Here is a 19,170-nt window from a genome sequence, read left to right on the forward strand (position 1 = left end):
CGGGTGGGAGATGATCTCGTGCGACCGCGTGTCGACGAGGATCCGGCGGGGTGAGCCCGGCCGGTCCGTCGCACGCCGGAACCACCCCGCCGGCCGCGCAACCGGCGGTGACAATCAATGGAGAGGCCGATCATGAACATCTCCTTCTTCGGCAGGTGGCGCCGGCAGCAGTCCGCGGAGCCGGGCTCGGGGCTCGCCTCGGCGTTCGACGCGGATCCGGAAGGCGTTGCCGAACTCCTCGCCGAATGCGAGCTGCTGCGCTCGCAGGCGGCCGACGCCGGCCTTGAACTCGACGACTCACCGGCCTCGTTGAGTGCCCTCGATCAACTCCTGCCGCGCTGGCGCGACGACCCCGAGATGCTGCCCTGGCTCGGCAACGACGCGGGCCTGTACCTGGGTTCGGTCATCGTCCGTACGGTGCCCGGCACCACCTGGCACGTCTGGCCCGGCGGCGGCGCCGTCGTGCGGCTCGCGTCGGGGCGGGAGATCCCGGTGGTGGAGGCGGGCCTCGACTGGGCGGTACAGGGCGCTCCCGAACTGTCCCAGGTCTACGCGGAGGCGTCGGAGGCGTAGGGCCTCTCGTTCGGGCCGGGCCGGGCCCGTGGGATGACGTAACGACAAGTACGGTTAATGCCCATAAGTGCGTGTCGTCCAATAAGTCCCGTTTTCACGTGGATAGTTTGCGCGGACCGACACCGCCGAGAGTGGGCAGGGCAGGGCATGGCCGTCGATCCGCTGATCGAGCTGCGTGATGTGAACAAGTACTACGGGGAGCTGCATGTCCTACAGGACATCAACCTCACCGTCGGCAAGGGGGAGGTGGTCGTGGTCATCGGCCCGTCAGGGTCGGGGAAATCCACACTCTGCAGGACGATCAACCGTCTGGAGACGATCCAGTCGGGAGCCATCGCACTGGACGGGCAGCCACTTCCGAGTGAGGGCAAGGCACTGGCCACGCTCCGCGCCGACGTCGGCATGGTGTTCCAGTCGTTCAACCTCTTCGCGCACAAGACGGTGCTCCAGAACGTCTCCCTCGCGCCGGTCAAGGTGCGGAGCCGCAAGAAGGACGAGGCCGAGCGCCGCTCCCGCGAGCTCCTGGAACGGGTGGGCCTCGCGTCACAGGCCGACAAGTACCCCGCGCAGCTCTCGGGCGGCCAGCAGCAGCGTGTGGCCATCGCACGCGCGCTCGCCATGGAGCCCAAGGTGATGCTCTTCGACGAGCCCACATCGGCCCTCGACCCCGAGATGATCAACGAAGTGCTCGAGGTCATGCAGGGCCTCGCCCGCGACGGCATGACCATGGTCGTCGTCACCCACGAGATGGGCTTCGCCCGCTCGGCCGCCAACCGTGTCGTCTTCATGGACGCAGGACGCGTCGTCGAGGACCGGGCCCCCGAGGAGTTCTTCAGCAACCCGGAGAGCGACCGCGCCAAGGACTTCCTCTCCAAGATCCTCAAGCACTGACGGGGGGCCAGGCATGATGCGTACGACACGTCTGCTCGCGGCGCTCGTCCTCGCCGCCTGCGCCGCGACCGCCTGCGGCAAGGAGGGCAGCCCCCCGGTGAAGGGGCCGCAGCCCGACGAACTGCCCAAGTACCAGGTGGCGACGGGCTTCACGCTGCCGGACTCCGGCACCTGGAAGAAGGCAAAGAGGCGCGGCCACCTCGTCGTCGGGGCCAAGGAGGACCAGCCGTTCCTCGGCGAGAAGAACCCCGCCACAGGGGCGTACTCCGGCTTCGACATCGAGATCGCGAAGATGGTCTCGGCCTCGCTCGGCTTCGACCCGAAGTCGATCACGTTCAAGACGATCGCGTCGGCGAACCGCGAGACAGCCCTGCAGAACGGGCAGATCGACTACTACGTCGGCACCTACACCGTCAACGACCTCCGCAAGAAGCTCGTCGGCTTCGGCGGCCCCTACTACATGGCAGGGCAGGGACTGCTCGTGCGCTCCGACGAGGACGACATCAAGGGGCCGCAGGACCTGGACGGCAAGAAGGTCTGCTCGGCCGCCGGGTCGACCCCCTACCAGCGCATCCAGAAGGACTACCCGAAGGCCACGCTCGTCGCGTACGACACGTACTCGGTCTGCGTCGACAACCTGCTGACCTACCAGGTGGACGCCGTCACCACCGACGACGCGATCCTCATCGGGTACGCGGCCAAGGTGCCCGACGAGCTCAAGGTGGTCGGCAAGCCGTTCTCCGAGGAGCCCTACGGCATCGGCGTCCCCAAGGGCGACACCGCCCTGCGGTTCGCCGTCGACGACGCGCTCGCCGCCCGGGAGAAGAACGGCGACTGGAAGAAGGCCTACGACGCCACACTCGGCCTCTCCGGAGTCCCGGCGCCGAAGCCGCCCGCCATCGACCGCTACCCGGCGAGCTGAGGAGGCGTCGTGGACGTACTGACAGACAACTTCTCCACCTTCGGCAAAGGGTTCGTCGGAACCGTCGAACTCACCGTGTACGCCTCCGTCCTGGCCCTCGTGCTCGGCTTCCTGATGGCGTCGTTCCGGGTGGCACCGGTCGGCTCCTTCCGGGCGATCGGCACCGCCTGGGTGACGATCCTGCGCAACACCCCGCTCACGCTGCTCTTCTTCGCGGTGCTGCTCGGGCTTCCGCGCTTCGGACTCGTCCTGCCCTTCAAGGTGTTCGCCGTCCTCGCGCTCGGCTGCTACACCTCCGCCTTCATCTGCGAGGCACTGCGCTCGGGCATCAACACCGTCCCCAGAGGCCAGGGCGAAGCCGCCCGCAGCCTGGGGATGACCTTCGGACAGACGCTGTCCATGGTGGTGCTCCCGCAGGCCTTCCGGTCCGTCATCCCGCCGGTCGGCTCCACCCTCATCGCCCTCGCCAAGAACTCGGCCATCGCGGGCGCGTTCAGCGTCACCGAACTGCTCGGCACGTACAAGACGCTCAGTGAGCTCGGCTACAACATCATCTGGACGTTCGTCTGGATCGCGGTCGGCTACCTGATCATCACCCTCGCCATCAGCGCCGTCTTCAATGTCCTCGAGAAGCGCTGGGGAGTCGCCCGATGAACGCCCTCTCCCACGAATCCACCGCCCTCTACGACGTACCGGGCCCGAAGACCGAGCGCAGGCACAAGCTCTACGGGCTTCTCTCCACCGTGATCCTGCTCGCCCTGGTCGGCTGGCTGATCTATCTGCTCTTCGACACCGACCAGTTCACCGCGACCAAGTGGACGCCCTTCGAGTACAAGGGCATCCAGGAACTCCTCCTGAAGGGACTGGGGAACACCCTCAAGGCCTTCGCCGTCTCCGCGGTGCTCGCGCTCGCGCTCGGCGGTCTGCTCGCCATGGGGCGGCTCTCCGATCACCGTCCTGTGCGCTGGCTCGCCACGCTCCTCGTGGAGTTCTTCCGCGCGATGCCGGTCCTGGTGATGATCTTCTTCGTCTTCGTGGCGCTGAAGGTCCAGCCGCTGCCGGCCCTGGTCGCCGGGCTCACGCTCTACAACGGCTCGGTCCTCGCCGAGGTCTTCCGCTCGGGCGTGAACTCCGTGGAGCGCGGACAGCGGGAGGCGGCGTACGCGCTCGGGATGCGCAAGACGCAGGTGATGACGCACGTCCTCGTACCGCAGGCCGTGCGGGCCATGCTGCCCGCCATCATCAGTCAGTTGGTGGTCGCCCTCAAGGACACTTCGCTCGGCTACCTGATCACCTATGAGGAGTTCCTCCACGCCGGGAAGCTGATCGCGTCGAACCTCGACTACGATCTACCTTTCATCCCCGTGGTTCTGGTGATCTCGCCGATCTACATCGGGATGTGCATGCTGCTCTCGTGGTTCGCCCAGTGGGTGTCCAAACGACAGCGGCGCAATCCCAAGACCGAGGCCGCGGACGTGGCATCGGCCGAACCAGGGACGCTGCTGCCGGGTCAGCAGTAGCTAAAGGGGCCAGGGCCCGACCCGGCAGCAGCCGGTGATCACTTCTCGCGCAGCGGGACCGACACGTACGACGGGTCGGACGCGGGCGAGGAGAAGGTCAGCTGTGCGCCGGACGGGTTGTGCTCGATGTAGAGCGGGTCGACCGTGTCGACCACCAGGGCGAGCTTGTGTCCTGCCGGGACGTCGTAGGCCGTGGAGAACAACTCCAGGTCCACGCCGAACGGCCGGCCGGGAGTCTTGCCGTGGAAGGTGTACGGCGCGTTGCTGACCAGCTTGCCGAGGCCGAGCGGGCCCACGTCGTAGAGGTACGCGACGAGGGTGCCGCTCTCCTTGGTGCTGGTGAGCGTGGTGTGCAGCTTCACCGTCCCGCGCACCTGCTGGGCCGTGTCGTACTTCTCCGACTGCCAGACGCCCGCGTAGCGCCGCGGCAGCAGCGGCACCGAGGCCACCGGCGGGATCTTGAGGAACTGGTCGAGGGCGTTGGAGAGCAGCACGGTGCCGCCGTTGGCGCCGGAGTCGACGTTCGCGCGGATCGTGGTGGAACCCGCCAGGTCGATCTTCTTCTTCGTCGCGCCGACGGACTTCCAGTCGGGGTAGCCCTCGTAGCCGCCTGTCGAACGGGACTTGAGCTGGACGGGCTGCTCGGTGTCGACGCCGTTCTTCTCGCCCTTGAGGTAGCGGTCGAACCAGCGCTGGGTGGAGGTCCAGGTGTCGTTGGGAAGGCCGAGCAGGCCGGTCAGCTCGGAGGTCGCGTGGTCGCCGGGGCGGAACTCCAGGCGCTTGGGGCCGGTCAACTGCTCGTAGAACTTGGCGTATTGGTTGGGCGGGAAGATGGTGTCGCCCCAGGCGTTGCCCAGCATGACGGCCGCGCCGTTCTTGTTGATCTGGTCGATGTAGGTCGCGGGGGAGCGCTTGGCGCCCCACGCGATCATCTCGTCCTCCTTGTCCAGGTTGGACCCGAGGAAGTCCTTGAGGGTCTGCTGGAGTTCGGGGCTCGGCCTGCCCGTGAGGACACCGGCGCCGCCGAGGAGGCCTGCGGCCTGCTGGTGCTGGGTGCGGCCGCTGTAGATCGAGTCGATCAGGTCGCCCCAGCCGCTGAGCGCGGCGACGGCCTTGATCCGCTTGTCGTGCCCGGCGGCGAGCAGGCTGATGCCCGCGCCGTACGAGACGCCGCCCATGCCGATCTTCCCGGGGTCGGCCGGGGTGTTCTCCAGGGTCCAGTCGATGACCTTGGAGGCGTCCGCGATGTCCTTGGGGCCGCCGGTCTCGATCTCGCCGCCGGACTGCCAGAAGCCGCGCGAGTTGTAACTGACCACGACATAGCCGGAGTTCGCGAGCTTCTGGGCCTGGGCGACGTACTCGATCTGCGGCATGGCCCAGCTGGTGGGCAGCACGATCGCCGGGAACTTGCTGCCCGCCTTCGCGCCCTTGGGGGTGAAGACATTGGCCTTGAGGATCGTGCCGCCGTCGCCGGGGATGTCGACGAAGCGCACGTCGGTGGAGCTCGCCGCCGCTGGAGCGGCCACCGGAGCGGCCGCCGGAGCCGCTTGGGCGGCCGGGGCGAGGCCGAAGGCGGCGCCGGCGACGAGAGTCGCCGACACGGCGCCCACGGTGGTCGTACGCAGAGCCTTGCGCGGTTGTCCCACGGGTCACTCCTTACTCGTGCAAGCAAAGTGACCCGACGGTAACCTCGGGTGCTTACCGGGGGTAACCCGTCGGTAAGTTACGCACCGGTAACGATTGTTGAGCGCTTGACCGTCAGCTCGGCGGTCAGCTCAGCGCGCTCTTCGTCTGCCAGTCGGCCCAGGAGATGTTCCACTCGCCGTAGCCGTTGCCCGGGTCGGGCACGCCCTTCGAGCCGCTGCCGGAGACCTCGAAGGGATCGCCGACCTGGACCTGGCCGTAGAGCCAGGACGCGTCGCCGTCGCTCATGCCGATGCAGCCCGAGCTGTGGTTGGTGTTGCCGAAGTACGAGGCGTTCCAGGGGGCCGCGTGCGCGTACATGCCCGACCAGGTCAGGCGCATCGAGTTGTCGACCATCTTGTCGTAGGCGTCGCCGAGGCCGACCGTCTCGGAGCGCATGTTGATCGTGCCCTCCTTGGCCATCAGGACGGACGTGCCGCCCCAGGACGCCTTGTCGCCGCCGGGGGTGCCCGCCGACATCGGCACCGTCTTGACGCTCTGCCCGTCGCGCACGAGCGTCGCCCGCTTGCTGTCGAGGTCGACCTTGACCTTCTGGCTCTTGCCGACGGTGAAGCCGGTGGAGTAGTCGCGGACGAACCAGCCGCCGTCCGTGCCCGAATCGATGCCGTTGAGGTGGGCGTCGAGCTTCACCTTGGTGCCGGACTTCCAGTAGTCCTTCGGGCGCCAGTCGACGCGGTCCTTGCCGTCGTAGTTCTTGATCCAGCCCCAGGATCCGGCTGTGCCGTTCGAGGTCTTCACCTTCAGATGCTTCTCGACCTCGGCCTTGTTCTTCACCGCGTGGTCGAAGACGACCGACAGGGGTTGCGCGACGCCGACCGTGGTGTCCTTGCCGGGCGTCAGGGACAGCTTGTTCACCTGCTCAGGGGCGGCCGTCCTGAAGGAGGTCCGCGCGCTGCCGCCCTCGTCCGTCGTCGCCTTCACCTTGTACGAGGTGCCGGGCGCCGCCTTGCGGTCCGAGGTCCAGGTGGTGCCGTTCGCGGCCACCTTCCCGGTGAGCTTCGTGCCCTTCGAGTCGGAGACCGTGACCTGCTTCAGCTTGCCGTCCGCCAGGGTCACCTTGACCGGAGAGCCCGCCTCGGCCTGCTTGCCGTGCGGGTTCACGGAGATCTCGGGCTTGTCCGCGGCCACGTCGGCGGAGGCGGACGCGGCCGAGGCGCCGCCCGAGCAGGCGGTCAGGGCGGCGGCGAGCGCCGCGAGGCCCGCGGCCGTGGTCGCGGCCCCGGTGCGGCGGGGGCGTATGGAGTGGCGGCGACTCGACGAGCTCTGGGACCTCAAGGGAACGTACCTCCGTGCGAATGTGGAACTGCACGGTGAGAGGGCCAAAGGTCCCGGTGGGTTGCCTCTTGCCCCGAATTTCCCGACTAGGTCACAGAAGCGGGTTATGGGTCGGCGTGGACGTCGGCGGTCGGTGATCGACCCGCTACTTGGCGCGATGGGACGCGCGGGGCGGCGTGATCGCCGGGGCCGGGGCCTGTGCGGCGCGGGTGACGTCCCCGACGAGCTCGACGACGTCGGGACCGTACGCCTGTGAATTGACGACCTTCAGGAGCAGCACGAAGGTGTTGGCGCCGTGCTTGCGGGCGAGGCGCTCGTGGTGCCGGGCGAGATAGCGGGTGGCCGCCTGGTTGGTGATCGCGCGCTGGCCGCAGAAGACGAAGACGGGTCTCGCCTCCTGCTCCTGCCCCGCCGTGAGCCGCGCGAGGATCACGTACTCCGTGATGCCGCCCTCCATGCGGTACCGCTCGCTGCCGATCTGGAAGGCCCCGCGGTCCGGGCCGGGCTCCGGGTCGGCGTTGACGCGGACGCCGGGCAGCAGGGAGGACATGTGCGCGGCCATACGGCGATTGACCGTCGGAGAGCCGACGCAGAACTCGGTGCGTTCGCCGAAGCTCTGCTGAGCGGCGTCGTGCGCGACGAGCTGGGCGTGTGCCCCGCAGTCCTTGATCAGCGCGGCCAGTTCCAGGAGCGCGGACACGTCATGGCGTACGACGGTGAGCTCAGGCCCTGCTGCCTCACGGTTCACCACGAGCAGCGACTCGGAGTTGTCCGGCAGCCCGAAGAAGGCCTGCTTGCGGCGGAGCTTGCGCCGCCAGAGGTAGGTACGGGCGAGCCAGCCCAGCACGGCCCCGAGGCCGGCCGCGATCAGGCCGAGGACGATATTGCGCACGTCTTCAGTCATGGGGGCGCATGCTAGCGGGCTTTAGGACCGGTGTTCGAGGTGGTCCTGACGTGACGGGGGTCGCGAAGTTACGCTGCGCGGACGGTTGTTGACTGGAGGTACGGATGCGTCGTGCTGTCGTACGGAATCTGACGCTATTGGCGGTCGGAGGGGTGTTGGTGTCGGTCGGAGCGGCCGTGCCCGCTTCGTCTCCGCGCTCGGCTGAACCGGCTTCGTCGCCCCCGGAGAAGACGCCGGTGGCCGTCGGCTACGGCGGTGCCGTCTCCAGCGTCGACGCGGACGCGTCGGCCGCCGGGATCGAGGTCCTCAAGAAGGGCGGCAACGCGGTGGACGCGGCGGTCGCCACCGCGGCGGCCCTCGGCGTGACCGAGCCCTACTCCTCGGGTGTCGGGGGTGGCGGGTACTTCGTCCACTACGACGCGAAGACCCACAAGGTGAGCACGATCGACGGCCGCGAGACGGCTCCGCGCACCGCCGACTCCGGCCTCTTCCTGGAGAACGGCAAGCCGATCCCCTTCGCGGACGCCGTCACGAGCGGCCTGGGCGTGGGCACGCCCGGCACCCCCGCGACCTGGCGGTCCGCGCTCGACGCATGGGGCAGCAAGCGGCTCGGCACGCTCCTGAAGCCCGCCGAGCGGCTCGCGCGCGACGGGTTCACGGTGGACGGGACCTTCCGCTCGCAGACCGAGTCGAACCAGAAGCGGTTCGCCGACTTCCCCGACACTGCGAAGCTGTTCCTGCCCGGCGGCGAGCTGCCCGTGGTCGGCTCGACGTTCAAGAACCCCGATCTCGCGCGTACGTACGCGGAGTTGGGGAGCAAGGGCGTCGGGGCGATGTACCGGGGCGGCATCGGCAAGGACGTCGTGCGGACCGTGAACAAGCCGCCGGTCGACCCGGCGTCGGGGCGTGTGGTGCGGCGCGGCGATCTGTCGGCGAAGGACCTGAAGGCCTACGGGGCGAAGCGGCAGGCGCCGACGAAGACCTCGTACCGCGGGCTCGACGTCTACTCGATGGCTCCCTCGTCATCCGGCGGCACGAGTGTCGGTGAGGCGCTCAACATCCTTGAGCGGACCGACCTTTCGAAGGCCTCGAAGAAGAAGTACCTGCACCGGTACATCGAGGCGAGTCGCGTCGCCTTCGCCGACCGCGGGCGCTGGGTGGGGGACCCCGCCTTCGAGGACGTACCGACCAAGGAACTGCTCTCGCAGAAGTTCGCCGACTCGCGGGAGTGCCTGATCCGCGACGACGCGGTCCTGAAGAGCCTGCTCGCGCCGGGGGACCCGCGCGATCCGGCGGCCTGCAAGTCCGGCGACAAGGCCGCCCCGACCACGTATGAGGGGGAGAACACGACGCACCTCACGGCCGCCGACAAGTGGGGCAACGTCGTCGCCTACACCTTGACCATCGAGTCGACGGGCGGCAGCGCGATCACCGTGCCCGGGCGCGGATTCCTGCTCAACAACGAACTGACCGACTTCTCCTTCGCGCCGGCCGACCCGGCCGTGCACGACCCGAACCTGCCGGGCCCGGGGAAGCGGCCCCGGTCGTCGATCGCGCCGACGATCGTCCTGGAGAAGGGCGAGCCGGTGGTCGCGCTCGGCTCACCGGGCGGTGCCACGATCATCACGACGGTCCTGCAGACCCTCACGGGGTTCGTCGACCGGGGTCTTCCGCTCGTCGACGCGATCGCCGCGCCCCGCGCGAGTCAACGCAACGCCGCACAGACCGAGTTGGAGCCCGGCCTGTGGGACAGCCCGGTGCGGGCCGACCTGGAGGCGATCGGGCACTCCTTCAAGCAGAACCCCGAGATCGGGGCGGCCACCGGAGTGCAGCGGCTGCCGGGCGGGAAGTGGCTCGCCGCGGCGGAGAAGGTACGCCGGGGTGGCGGGTCGGCGATGGTGGTGCGGCCCGGCTGACGCGGGCGGGGGCCGGACTAGAGTGACCGCATGGTGCGCACCCCCCTGACCCCGGAAGAGCGCGAACGCGGCGAGCGGCTCGGTCTGCTGCTGCGTTCGGCGCGCGGCGAGCGGAGCATGGTGGAGGTGGCCGGGAGCGCAGGGCTCTCCGCGGAGACGCTCCGCAAGATCGAGACGGGGCGGGCCCCGACGCCCGCGTTCTTCACCGTGTCGGCGCTGGCGGTGACGCTGGGTCTCTCGCTGGACGAGGTGGCTCAGGCGTGCGTCCTGGCGCCGCCGCTCGCCCCCGTGTGAGGGCTGCCGACGCCATGCGTCATGGCGTCGGTGACCACTCGGCTGCATGCTCGGCGGCGAAGTCCGCGAAGCTGCGGGCCGGACGGCCGGTGATCCGCTCGACGGTGGGGTCCACGCGGTCCTCGGAGCCGTGCGCGATGCCGTCGTCCATGGCCGCGAGCACGCGCGCGAACGCTTCTGGCATCCCGGTGGCGATGTGCCGCTCGCGCAAGTCCGCCACGGGGACGGAGCGATGGCGGATCTCGCGCCCCGAGACCTTGGAGACCGATTCCGCGATGTCCGCGTAGCTGAGCGCCTGTGGCCCGGTGATCAGGTGCGCCGCGTTGTGCGGCCGCTCGTCCGTCAGGGCCCGTACGGCGACGGCGGCGATGTCGTCCGCGTCGACGAACGCCACCCGCCCCTGCCCGGTGGCCGTCACGATCTCATCCGCGGCGCGGATGTTCTCGATGTGCGGGTGGCCGAGCGTGACGAAGTTCTGCATGAACCACGAGGGACGCAACACCGCCCACTCCGGGGCCAGTTGACGCAGTGCGGCGTGGACCTCACCGGCTCCGGGTCCGCCCTCGGCGATGGCGGAGGAACTCAGCAGCACGAAGCGGCGCACGCCCGCGTCCAGCGCGCGCTCCAGGAACGGCACCATGAGCCGGGCGGGCTCGGCGTCCCCGATGGGCGGCACCAGATAGACGCCGTCCGTGCCCGTGAGGGCGGGGCCGTGGGTGGTGGGGTCGGCCCAGTCGAAGGGGACCTGGCGGGTGCCCGGCGCCGGGGTGCGGCTTCCGACGCGTACGGACGTGCCTCGGTCGGCCAGCGCGGTCGCGACGCGGCGGCCGGTGGTGCCGGTGCCGCCGGTGATGAGGAAGCGCTTGGTCATCGGGTCTCTCCGGAGTGAGTGGCGCCGACGGGGATCTCGCCGTCGAAGGCGTCTGCGGCAAGGGCGCCGTTCCAGTAGTCGCGAAAGCGTGTGATCCGCCCGTCGTGGACGGTGACGACCTGGATGTACGGCATGTCGAAGGGGCGCCCCGTGGCGACCGCACGGCCTGTGCCGCGCAGCTCGACGACGATGGTCCCGGGGTCGTCGGTGCGGTGGACGGCCAGGTCCTCGAAGCTCCGCAGGTCGATGTGGTCGGGGTAGTCGGCCATGTAGTCGCGCACGGCGTCGCGGCCGACGAGCCGGTGCGGGGTCCCGGGGAGCGCGAAGGGGAATTCGAAGACTCCGTCCGGTGCCCAGAGGGAGACCCAGCCGTCGATGTCCTTGGCGAGGAGGAGGTCGAGGGAGCGGGTGAACACGTCGGTCGCCGAGGGGTGGGTGGTGGGAGGTGCTGCGGGGTGAGTCGTCATGCCGACGACGTTAACCTGACCCCGGGTCCGGTTACAAGTACCGGACCCAGGGTCGACTTATGCTGGGGTCTGCTCGTACCGCTCGTACCGCCCACCGAGGAGGAACCATCACCGCCCGCAAGGAGAGAGCCGACTCCGTCCGCAACAGGGCCGCGCTGCTGGCCGCCGCCGCCCGGCTGTTCCAGGACGCCGCCGATCCCGACAGCGTCAAGATGGCCGATATCGCCCAGGCCGCCGGCGCCGGCAAAGGCACGGTCTTCCGGCACTTCTCCGACCGCATCGGCCTGGTCAGAGCCCTGGTCGTCGAGGAGACGCAGGAGTTGCGCGAGCAAGTCGTCGACGGACCCCCGCCACTGGGTCCCGGCACGCCGGTGGCCGAGCGGCTGCCCGCGCTCATGTCCGCACTTCTCGACCTCAAGTTGAGCCAGCGCGCGCTGATGCTCGCCCTCGATCGGGCGGGGACCGGCAGTCCTTACCTCAATCCGGCCTACGACCTGTGGCACTCGGAAGTGGCCGGGATGCTGGTCGGCGTACACGGACGTGAGGGCGCCGACTATCTCGCGCACGTGCTGCTCGCCGCCGTCCGCAGCGACTTGGTCGAGCATCTGGCCGGTCAGGGCGCGAGTCCGGGGCAGCTGCACGCGGGGCTGCGGCGGCTGTGCGCCACGGTTCTCGCCCGCGGTGCGGATGGTGCGGAAGGCGACTTGTGAGGCGCCGCTGAGTGGCCGGGAAAACTCCGTGTAGTCGTCCCGTAACACGACTGGTGTTATGTTCCGGACCGGAAGTCTCCCTGTCTCCCATGGGCGGTGCTGGCTCGGATGGCAGTAGGACAACTCCCTGACCATGTTCGGGAGTTCGCGAGTTACTTGAGGAACCTCCTGGCGCAGCTGGATCGGGGCGCCGGGTGGTGCGGCGTGTTCTGGTCCCGCGACCCGGACGGGATGCAGGCCTGCCTGGACGGAGTGGAAGTGCCTCCCTGGGATGTGATGGAGGCGCTGCTGCGCGATCTGGCCGCGGGCTGCGGGGCGCAGGCCGCCGAACGCGAGACGGGCCTCGCGCGGGAGCTGCACGGTGCGTCGCTGGCCGCGCACGACGCGCGGCCCGGTGGCCGCGGGCTGCTCGGCGAGCGCCTCGACATGATGCTCACCGAGCAGCGGTTCGCCGTGGAGCGCCAGGCGGAACTGGGCCGCTCGCTCGCGGCCGCGGTCACGCCGGACGAGGTGGAGCGGCTCAGCCGCGATCTGGCCTGGTCCCGCGACGACCACGAGCGGGCGACCGCGCGATGCGCGGAGATCCGGGAGCGCATCGAGCGGCTGGACCGGGCGGATCGCCCGCAGTGGGTCGACTTCGGGACGCCGCTGTCGGACGACTTCGCGGGGGAGGAGGTGGATGACTTCGACGCCCGGGCGGCCGGTGCCTCCGCCGCTCCTGCGCCGGGCGGCTTCAGGAGCTGGTCGATGGGGGACTTCGGAGCCGAGGAGTTCGACGACTCCGACGAGCACGAGTCGACCCCTTTCGGGGTGTCGACCTCCTTCAGGCCGCGGGGCACGGACGGCCTCGGAGTCGCAGCCGCGGGGGCCCCGGAGAACGCGGGGGGCGAACTCGACGCCCCTGTGCCGGGACTTGAGCCCCGGACGCGAGAGTTCGGGACATCCCCGGCCGACGGGAGCGCCCCGATTCCCGACTCCCGCACGCTCTCCGTCGACTCCGATTCCGGCTCGAACTCCAGCTCGGCCGACTCCGGCCCCACTTCGACCGAATCCGGCTCCGGCTCCGAATCCGCCTCGGACCCCGACACCCCGCCGCCGCCCCGCGACGCCCCCCGCGTCCCGAAACTGGGCCGCAAGCCACGCGACACGTTCCGCCGCCCGCGCCGCCCCCGAGGCGCCCGTTTCGCGGGGTTCTCCGGGGCGGACACGGACGCGCAAGCCGCCGAAGCCGGTTCGCTCGCCGTGCCGGATACGGCCACGCTGCCGCCTGCCGAGAACAGGCCGCGCGGCGCCCGGTTCGCGCACGCCCCCGACGGGCAGGGCGGCACCGATGAAGCCGTGGGGCATGACCTCGTCGCAGCGGACCGCGAGGCCGAGCAGGCCACCGCAGAGACCGTCGCCGCCCTGGTGCGGCTCCGTGCCGAGGGCCGCAGCGGCGAGGCGCACGGCGTACTCGTCGAGGCGGCGGGCTGGCCCGCGTCCCGCCTTCCCGCGCTCGCCGGTGAGCTGCATCGCGCGGGGCTGGGGGTCGACTGGTCGACGCTGCTCTGGGAGGCCGCGTCGCTGCCGCCCGAACCGCTCGTCTCGCTGGCCGACGCTCTCGCCATGGCAGGCCGCGCCGACGACTGCCGCAAGCTGCTGCGGCAGGGGGTCGCACGGCCCGCCCCGGAGATCGCGGAGGCGGTGCTCGCGCTGATGGACGAGGGCCGCGAGCGCGAGGCCCGCGCCCTGCTCGACGCCTATCTCCGCGTCCGTACCCCCGAGGACGTGGCCACCTGCGCGCACACCGATCCGTACCGCCTCATCCCGCTGCTCCTCCAGGCCGCCCAGGGGGTGTCGGACGAGCGCCACTGGGATCTCGTGCACGCGCTGCGCGTCGCCGGATTCAGTGCCTGACGGGCCTGACACGCCCGCTTCGTTTGTGCGTTCTTGCCCGGTTCTCGTCCGCTCGGGTGCGAAACATGATCGACTGCGCCGGTTAACGGCGATGGTCTTGCCCCGCCCGGCGACGAGGCTTACGTTTTCTGCTCTACGCATCAAGTCTACGGGCGTAGAAGCTCTCTGACGTCCCGTCGAAGGAGCAGCTCATGGCCAACGTCGTACGCGCCGCACTGGTCCAGGCAACCTGGACAGGCGACACCGAATCCATGATTGCCAAGCACGAGGAGCACGCCCGCGAGGCGGCCCGCCAGGGTGCGAAGATCATCGGTTTTCAGGAAGTGTTCAACGCCCCCTACTTCTGCCAGGTGCAGGAGGCCGAGCACTACCGGTGGGCCGAATCCGTGCCGGAAGGGCCCACGGTCACGCGGATGCAGGAACTCGCACGCGAGACGGGCATGGTCATCGTCGTTCCGGTCTTCGAGGTCGAGCAGTCCGGGTTCTACTTCAACACCGCAGCGGTGATCGACTCCGACGGCTCGTATCTCGGGAAGTACCGCAAGCACCACATCCCGCAGGTCAAGGGCTTCTGGGAGAAGTACTACTTCAAGCCGGGCAACGCGGGCTGGCCCGTCTTCGACACGGCGGTGGGCAAGGTCGGCGTCTACATCTGCTACGACCGTCACTTCCCCGAGGGCTGGCGCCAGCTGGGCCTGAACGGCGCCCAGATCGTCTACAACCCCTCGGCGACATCCCGCGGCCTCTCCGCCCACCTCTGGCAGCTCGAACAGCCCGCGGCGGCCGTCGCCAATGAATACTTCATCGCCGCGATCAACCGCGTGGGCGTCGAGGAGTACGGCGACAACGACTTCTACGGAACGTCGTACTTCGTCGACCCGCGCGGACAGTTCGTCGGCGAGACGGCGAGCGACAAGACCGAGGAACTCGTCGTCAGGGACCTGGACCTGGGCCTGGTCGAGGAAGTACGCCAGCAGTGGGCGTTCTACCGGGACCGCCGCCCCGACGCGTACGAAGGGCTGGTACAGCCGTGAATGACCTCCACACCCGCCACCGGGCCGTCCTGCCCGATTGGCTCGCGCTCTACTACGCCGACCCGCTGGAGATCACCCACGGCGAGGGCCGCCACGTCTGGGACGCGGACGGCAAGCAGTACCTCGACTTCTTCGGCGGCATCCTCACCACCATGACCGCCCACGCGCTGCCCGAGGTCACCAAGGCGGTCAGTGAGCAGGCCGGGCGGATCATCCACTCGTCCACGCTCTACCTCAACCGGCCGATGATCGACCTCGCCGAGCGCGTCGCGGGCCTCTCCGGCATCCCGGACGCCCGCGTCTTCTTCACCACGTCGGGGACCGAGGCCAACGACACGGCCCTGCTCCTGGCCACCGCGCACCGCCGCTCCAACCAGATCCTGGCGATGCGCAACAGCTACCACGGCCGCTCCTTCACGGCCGTCGGCATCACCGGCAACAACGCCTGGTCGCCGACCAGCCTCTCGCCGCTCCAGACGCTGTACGTGCACGGAGGTGTGCGCAGCCGAGGGCCGTACGCGGCCCTGAGCGACGCCGAGTTCATCGAGGCCTGTGTCGCCGACCTGAAGGACATGCTCGGGCAGGCGCGCGGGGGAGCGGCGGCGCTGATCGCCGAGCCCGTTCAGGGCGTCGGCGGCTTCACCTCGCCTCCGGACGGTCTGTACGCCGCCTTCCGTGAGGTCCTGCGGGAGCACGGCGTCCTGTGGATCTCGGACGAGGTGCAGACCGGCTGGGGGCGTACGGGCGACCACTTCTGGGGCTGGCAGGCGCACGCCGCCGAAGGACCGCCGGACATCCTCACCTTCGCCAAGGGCATCGGCAACGGCATGTCCATCGGCGGCGTCGTCGCGAGCGCCGACGTCATGAACTCCCTCGACTCCAACTCCATCTCGACCTTCGGCGGCTCACCGGTCACGATGGCGGCAGGCCTCGCCAACCTCACGTATCTCCTGGAACACGACCTCCAGGGCAACGCGCGGCGCGTCGGCGGTCTGCTCATCGAGCGGGTGCGCGCCATCTGCGCCCAGCTGCCCGTCGTACGCGAAGTGCGCGGCAGGGGCCTGATGATCGGTGTCGAGCTGATCGACCCCGAGACGGGCGACGCCAATCCGCGGGCGGCCGCCGCCGTGCTCGAAGCGGCCCGCGAGGGCGGGCTCCTGATCGGCAAGGGAGGCGGCCACGACACCAGCGTCCTGCGCATCGCCCCGCCCCTCTCGCTGACCGTCGCGGAGGCGGAAGAAGGGGCAGGCATCCTCGAACAGGCCCTGCGGAGCGTCTAGTTCGCGTGTCTGCCGACAGGAACGTACGAGCTTGAACGTGCAGATACGTACGAGCATGAAAGGGAGCGCCCCATCATGAGTACCCGCACCCTGATCCGTGGCGGACTCGTCATCACCGCCGCCGAAGAGACCCATGCCGATGTGCTGATCGAGGACGGCCGGATCGCCGCGCTCGCCGCGCACGGATCGGGCGCCGCCGAGGCATGGACAGCGGACCGCGTCATCGACGCCTCCCACAAGTATGTGATTCCGGGGGGAGTCGACGCGCACACGCACATGGACTTCCCGTTCGGCGGCACGTTCTCCTCCGACGACTTCGAGACGGGCACCCGGGCCGCGGCCTGGGGCGGCACCACCACCATCGTGGACTTCGCGGTGCAGACCAAGGGGCAGGCGCTGCGCGCGGGCCTCGACGCCTGGTACGCCAAGGCGGACGGCAAGTGCGCGATCGACTACGGCTTCCACATGATCCTCTCGGACGTCAACGAGAAGTCCCTGAAGGAGATGGACCTCCTCATCGAGGAGGGGGTCAGCTCGTTCAAGCTCTTCACCGCGTATCCGGGTGTGTTCTTCAGTGACGACGGCCAGATCCTGCGGGCGATGCAGAAGGCCGCCGTCAACGGCGGGCTGATCATGACGCACGCGGAGAACGGGCTCGCCATCGATGTACTGGTGGAGCAGGCCCTCGCCCGGGGCGAGACGGATCCGCGCTACCACGGAGAGGTGCGCAAGGCCCTCCTGGAGGCGGAGGCCACCCACCGGGTGATCAAGCTCGCCCAGGTGGCCGGTGCGCCCGTCTACGTGGTGCATGTGTCGGCGCAGGAGGCCGTGGCCGAGCTTGCCAGGGCCCGCGACGAGGGTCTTCCGGTGTTCGGGGAGACGTGTCCGCAGTATCTGTTCCTGTCCACGGACAACCTCGCGGAGCCCGATTTCGAGGGTTCCAAGTACGTCTGCTCGACGCCGCTTCGGCCACGCGAGCACCAGGCCGCGCTGTGGCGGGGCCTTCGCACGAACGACCTCCAGGTCGTGTCGACCGACCACTGCCCGTTCTGTTTCGTGGGGCAGAAGGAGTTGGGTCGCGGGGACTTCTCCAAGATCCCGAACGGCCTGCCGGGTGTCGAGAACCGCATGGACCTTCTCCACCAGGCCGTGATCGACGGGCACATCAGCCGCCGCCGCTGGATCGAGATCGCCTGTGCCAGCCCGGCCCGGATGTTCGGCCTGTACGGCAAGAAGGGCACGATCGCGCCGGGTGCGGACGCCGACGTCGTCATCTACGACCCGGCCGCCGAGCAGATCATGTCGGCGGACACCCACCACATGAACGTGGACTACTCCGCGTACGAGGGAAAGCACGTCACCGGCCAGGTGGAGACGGTCCTGTCGCGGGGCGAAGTGGTCATCGACGGGCGGAAGTTCACCGGCCGGGCCGGGCACGGCGCCTATGTCCCGCGCGGCACCACTCAGTACCTCGGCTAGGGGAGGCGACGCACCATGGACTTCGGACTCGTCCTGCAGACCGATCCGCCGGCCGCGCAGGTGATCAGCCTGATGAAGCGGGCGGAGCGCAACGGCTTCGGCTACGGCTGGACCTTCGATTCGGCGGTGTTGTGGCAGGAGCCCTTCGTCATCTACTCCCAGATCCTGGCCAACACGCAGAAGCTGATCGTGGGCCCGATGGTGACGAACCCGGGGACGCGGACGTGGGAGGTGACCGCTTCGACCTTCGCGACGCTGAATGACATGTACGGCAACCGGACGGTGTGCGGCATCGGCCGAGGGGACAGTGCGATGCGGGTGGCGGGGCGGGCCCCGAACACCCTCGCCCGGATCAGCGAGGCGATGAAGGTGATCCGGGCGCTGGCCTCGGGTCAGGAGGCGGACCTCGGCGGCGGCACGGTGGTCAAGTTCCCCTGGATCAAGCCTGATGCCCAACTTCCGGTCTGGATGGCGGCGTACGGGCCGAAGGCCTTGAAGATGACGGGGGAGGAGGCCGACGGGTTCATCCTCCAGCTCGCCGACCCGTATCTGACCGAGTGGATGGTCAAGGCGGTACGGGATGCGGCCGCTGCGGCGGGCCGCGACCCGGCGGCGGTGAAGATCTGCGTCGCCGCCCCGGCGTATCTGACCGAGGGCGACTCACCCGCCGCACTCGCCCACGCCCGCGAGCAGTGCCGCTGGTTCGGCGGCATGGTCGGCAACCACGTCGCCGACCTCGTGGCCAAGTACGGCGAACACTCCGACCTCGTCCCCGAGGCACTGACCGAGTACATCAAGGCCCGCCAAGGCTACGACTACTCCCACCACGGCCGCTCCGACAACCCCGACACCGCCTTCGTCCCCGACGACATCGTCGACCGCTTCTGCCTCATCGGAACCGCCGAACAACACATCGCCAAACTCCGGCAGTTGAAGGCCCTCGGCGTCGACCAATTCGCCGTCTACGCCATGCATGACGCCCGCGAACAGGTCATCGACGGATACGGCACCACCGTCATCCCTGCTCTCCGCGACTGAACCCGGCGTACAGCCTGACTCGTCTGTCTTTGTGGCTCTGACCAGGGTGTATGCCGTGGTCAGAGCCAGAACGCGTTTCGGGTGGTCGTGCCCCTGCGGCCTGGGCGGGGTGAACGGCCCTGTCGGCGGTTGCGTCCATGGGGATGGTGTATGGGTTTGACCTGATCCGGGGGTTCGCTCCGGCATCAGGAGGGTGCCCTCAGAGATGAACGGTCACCGGCTGATCTTCGAAGTGTCGATGCCTCGAAGGAGATCAGCACAATGACCACACAGGACAGTCTGCCCCTGCACGCCCTCGCAGCGCGCGGCGGGCCGTCGTACGGGGTGGGTGCTGTCGGCACTGAGAAGGGGTCGAGCGCTCAGGGCCCCAGCCGTCGAGGTGTCAGCGGAAGCAGT

General features: G+C 69.3%; 18 protein-coding genes. 13 read left to right on the top strand and 5 right to left on the bottom strand.

The window, feature by feature from the left end; translation table 11 throughout:
* The first annotated feature begins 132 nt into the window (after positions 1 to 132).
* The 5 genes from ACFQ7F_RS07095 (at position 133) to ACFQ7F_RS07115 (ending at position 3,906) form a co-directional block, all read left to right on the top strand.
* Complete coding sequence (locus ACFQ7F_RS07095; protein ID WP_383267313.1) at positions 133 to 573, top strand: DUF6278 family protein; 441 nt, start codon at positions 133 to 135, stop codon at positions 571 to 573.
* Between the two features lie 147 nt (positions 574 to 720).
* Complete coding sequence (locus ACFQ7F_RS07100) at positions 721 to 1,464, top strand: amino acid ABC transporter ATP-binding protein (RefSeq protein ID WP_383267316.1); 744 nt, start codon at positions 721 to 723, stop codon at positions 1,462 to 1,464.
* Positions 1,465 to 1,480: 16 nt separating this feature from the next.
* A complete protein-coding gene (locus ACFQ7F_RS07105) occupies positions 1,481 to 2,386 on the top strand; it encodes a glutamate ABC transporter substrate-binding protein (RefSeq protein ID WP_383267456.1) in 906 nt (301 codons plus the stop codon).
* Positions 2,387 to 2,395: 9 nt separating this feature from the next.
* Positions 2,396 to 3,040, top strand: coding sequence for an amino acid ABC transporter permease (locus ACFQ7F_RS07110; RefSeq protein ID WP_383267318.1), 645 nt, complete (start codon positions 2,396 to 2,398; stop codon positions 3,038 to 3,040).
* Entirely contained in the window at positions 3,037 to 3,906 is an 870-nt protein-coding gene (locus tag ACFQ7F_RS07115; RefSeq protein ID WP_383267321.1) for an amino acid ABC transporter permease, read from the top strand. Before ACFQ7F_RS07110 ends, ACFQ7F_RS07115 begins: the two co-directional genes overlap by 4 nt.
* 38 nt (positions 3,907 to 3,944) lie before the next feature.
* Here ACFQ7F_RS07115 and ACFQ7F_RS07120 read toward each other — a convergent pair whose 3' ends face one another.
* From ACFQ7F_RS07120 to ACFQ7F_RS07130, 3 genes are all read right to left on the bottom strand, one after another.
* Positions 3,945 to 5,552 (bottom strand): CocE/NonD family hydrolase, encoded by a 1,608-nt coding sequence (locus ACFQ7F_RS07120; RefSeq protein ID WP_383267324.1) that lies wholly within the window; start codon positions 5,550 to 5,552, stop codon positions 3,945 to 3,947.
* A gap of 124 nt (positions 5,553 to 5,676) precedes the next feature.
* Complete coding sequence (locus ACFQ7F_RS07125) at positions 5,677 to 6,885, bottom strand: Ig-like domain-containing protein (RefSeq protein WP_383267326.1); 1,209 nt, start codon at positions 6,883 to 6,885, stop codon at positions 5,677 to 5,679.
* A 145-nt stretch (positions 6,886 to 7,030) separates the two neighbouring features.
* A complete protein-coding gene (locus tag ACFQ7F_RS07130) occupies positions 7,031 to 7,789 on the bottom strand; it encodes a hypothetical protein (RefSeq protein WP_383267329.1) in 759 nt (252 codons plus the stop codon).
* A gap of 104 nt (positions 7,790 to 7,893) precedes the next feature.
* Between ACFQ7F_RS07130 and ggt the strand changes: the two genes are divergently transcribed.
* Positions 7,894 to 9,705, top strand: coding sequence for a gamma-glutamyltransferase (gene ggt, locus ACFQ7F_RS07135; protein ID WP_383267332.1), 1,812 nt, complete (start codon positions 7,894 to 7,896; stop codon positions 9,703 to 9,705).
* 30 nt (positions 9,706 to 9,735) lie between these two features.
* Positions 9,736 to 9,999 (top strand): helix-turn-helix domain-containing protein, encoded by a 264-nt coding sequence (locus ACFQ7F_RS07140; protein ID WP_383267334.1) that lies wholly within the window; start codon positions 9,736 to 9,738, stop codon positions 9,997 to 9,999.
* A gap of 19 nt (positions 10,000 to 10,018) precedes the next feature.
* On the opposite strand, the gene ACFQ7F_RS07145 is transcribed toward ACFQ7F_RS07140, so the two are convergent.
* Together ACFQ7F_RS07145 and ACFQ7F_RS07150 are read right to left on the bottom strand one after the other, a co-directional pair.
* Positions 10,019 to 10,870 (bottom strand): NmrA family NAD(P)-binding protein, encoded by an 852-nt coding sequence (locus ACFQ7F_RS07145; RefSeq protein ID WP_383267337.1) that lies wholly within the window; start codon positions 10,868 to 10,870, stop codon positions 10,019 to 10,021.
* Entirely contained in the window at positions 10,867 to 11,337 is a 471-nt protein-coding gene (locus tag ACFQ7F_RS07150) for a nuclear transport factor 2 family protein (protein WP_383267339.1), read from the bottom strand. Before ACFQ7F_RS07150 ends, ACFQ7F_RS07145 begins: the two co-directional genes overlap by 4 nt.
* Positions 11,338 to 11,396: 59 nt before the next feature.
* Between ACFQ7F_RS07150 and ACFQ7F_RS07155 the strand changes: the two genes are divergently transcribed.
* From ACFQ7F_RS07155 to ACFQ7F_RS07180, 6 genes are all read left to right on the top strand, one after another.
* Positions 11,397 to 12,047 carry a TetR/AcrR family transcriptional regulator gene (locus ACFQ7F_RS07155; protein ID WP_383267342.1) on the top strand — a complete coding sequence of 217 codons (651 nt, stop codon included), beginning with the start codon at positions 11,397 to 11,399 and terminating at the stop codon, positions 12,045 to 12,047.
* Positions 12,048 to 12,203: 156 nt separating this feature from the next.
* The gene (locus ACFQ7F_RS07160) at positions 12,204 to 13,943 is read left to right on the top strand and encodes a hypothetical protein (RefSeq protein WP_383267345.1); all 1,740 of its coding nucleotides are present in this window, start codon (positions 12,204 to 12,206) and stop codon (positions 13,941 to 13,943) included.
* Positions 13,944 to 14,134: 191 nt separating this feature from the next.
* Positions 14,135 to 14,977 (top strand): nitrilase-related carbon-nitrogen hydrolase, encoded by an 843-nt coding sequence (locus ACFQ7F_RS07165; protein WP_383267348.1) that lies wholly within the window; start codon positions 14,135 to 14,137, stop codon positions 14,975 to 14,977.
* Positions 14,974 to 16,257 carry an aspartate aminotransferase family protein gene (locus tag ACFQ7F_RS07170; protein WP_383267350.1) on the top strand — a complete coding sequence of 428 codons (1,284 nt, stop codon included), beginning with the start codon at positions 14,974 to 14,976 and terminating at the stop codon, positions 16,255 to 16,257. Before ACFQ7F_RS07165 ends, ACFQ7F_RS07170 begins: the two co-directional genes overlap by 4 nt.
* Before the next feature lie 75 nt (positions 16,258 to 16,332).
* The gene (hydA, locus tag ACFQ7F_RS07175; protein ID WP_383267353.1) at positions 16,333 to 17,736 is read left to right on the top strand and encodes a dihydropyrimidinase; all 1,404 of its coding nucleotides are present in this window, start codon (positions 16,333 to 16,335) and stop codon (positions 17,734 to 17,736) included.
* A gap of 15 nt (positions 17,737 to 17,751) precedes the next feature.
* On the top strand, positions 17,752 to 18,774 hold the full coding sequence (locus ACFQ7F_RS07180) for a TIGR03842 family LLM class F420-dependent oxidoreductase (RefSeq protein WP_383267355.1): 1,023 nt from the start codon (positions 17,752 to 17,754) through the stop codon (positions 18,772 to 18,774).
* Positions 18,775 to 19,170: the final 396 nt, after the last annotated feature.

This window comes from Streptomyces sp. NPDC056486 (genome assembly GCF_042795295.1).
In the GTDB taxonomy this organism is placed as follows: Bacteria; Actinomycetota; Actinomycetes; order Streptomycetales; family Streptomycetaceae; genus Streptomyces.

What these genes read in the sequence shown, in the direction of transcription:
- ACFQ7F_RS07095 (WP_383267313.1), top strand. Translation starts at nt 133, where the DNA reads ATGAACATCTCCTTCTTCGGCAGGTGGCGCCGGCAGCAGTCCGCGGAG.
- ACFQ7F_RS07100 (WP_383267316.1), top strand. Translation starts at nt 721, where the DNA reads ATGGCCGTCGATCCGCTGATCGAGCTGCGTGATGTGAACAAGTACTAC.
- ACFQ7F_RS07105 (WP_383267456.1), top strand. Translation starts at nt 1,481, where the DNA reads ATGCGTACGACACGTCTGCTCGCGGCGCTCGTCCTCGCCGCCTGCGCC.
- ACFQ7F_RS07115 (WP_383267321.1), top strand. Translation starts at nt 3,037, where the DNA reads ATGAACGCCCTCTCCCACGAATCCACCGCCCTCTACGACGTACCGGGC.
- ACFQ7F_RS07130 (WP_383267329.1), bottom strand. Translation starts at nt 7,789, where the DNA reads ATGACTGAAGACGTGCGCAATATCGTCCTCGGCCTGATCGCGGCCGGC.
- ggt (WP_383267332.1), top strand. Translation starts at nt 7,894, where the DNA reads ATGCGTCGTGCTGTCGTACGGAATCTGACGCTATTGGCGGTCGGAGGG.
- ACFQ7F_RS07140 (WP_383267334.1), top strand. Translation starts at nt 9,736, where the DNA reads ATGGTGCGCACCCCCCTGACCCCGGAAGAGCGCGAACGCGGCGAGCGG.
- ACFQ7F_RS07145 (WP_383267337.1), bottom strand. Translation starts at nt 10,870, where the DNA reads ATGACCAAGCGCTTCCTCATCACCGGCGGCACCGGCACCACCGGCCGC.
- ACFQ7F_RS07150 (WP_383267339.1), bottom strand. Translation starts at nt 11,337, where the DNA reads ATGACGACTCACCCCGCAGCACCTCCCACCACCCACCCCTCGGCGACC.
- ACFQ7F_RS07155 (WP_383267342.1), top strand. Translation starts at nt 11,397, where the DNA reads ATGCTGGGGTCTGCTCGTACCGCTCGTACCGCCCACCGAGGAGGAACC.
- ACFQ7F_RS07165 (WP_383267348.1), top strand. Translation starts at nt 14,135, where the DNA reads ATGGCCAACGTCGTACGCGCCGCACTGGTCCAGGCAACCTGGACAGGC.
- hydA (WP_383267353.1), top strand. Translation starts at nt 16,333, where the DNA reads ATGAGTACCCGCACCCTGATCCGTGGCGGACTCGTCATCACCGCCGCC.
- ACFQ7F_RS07180 (WP_383267355.1), top strand. Translation starts at nt 17,752, where the DNA reads ATGGACTTCGGACTCGTCCTGCAGACCGATCCGCCGGCCGCGCAGGTG.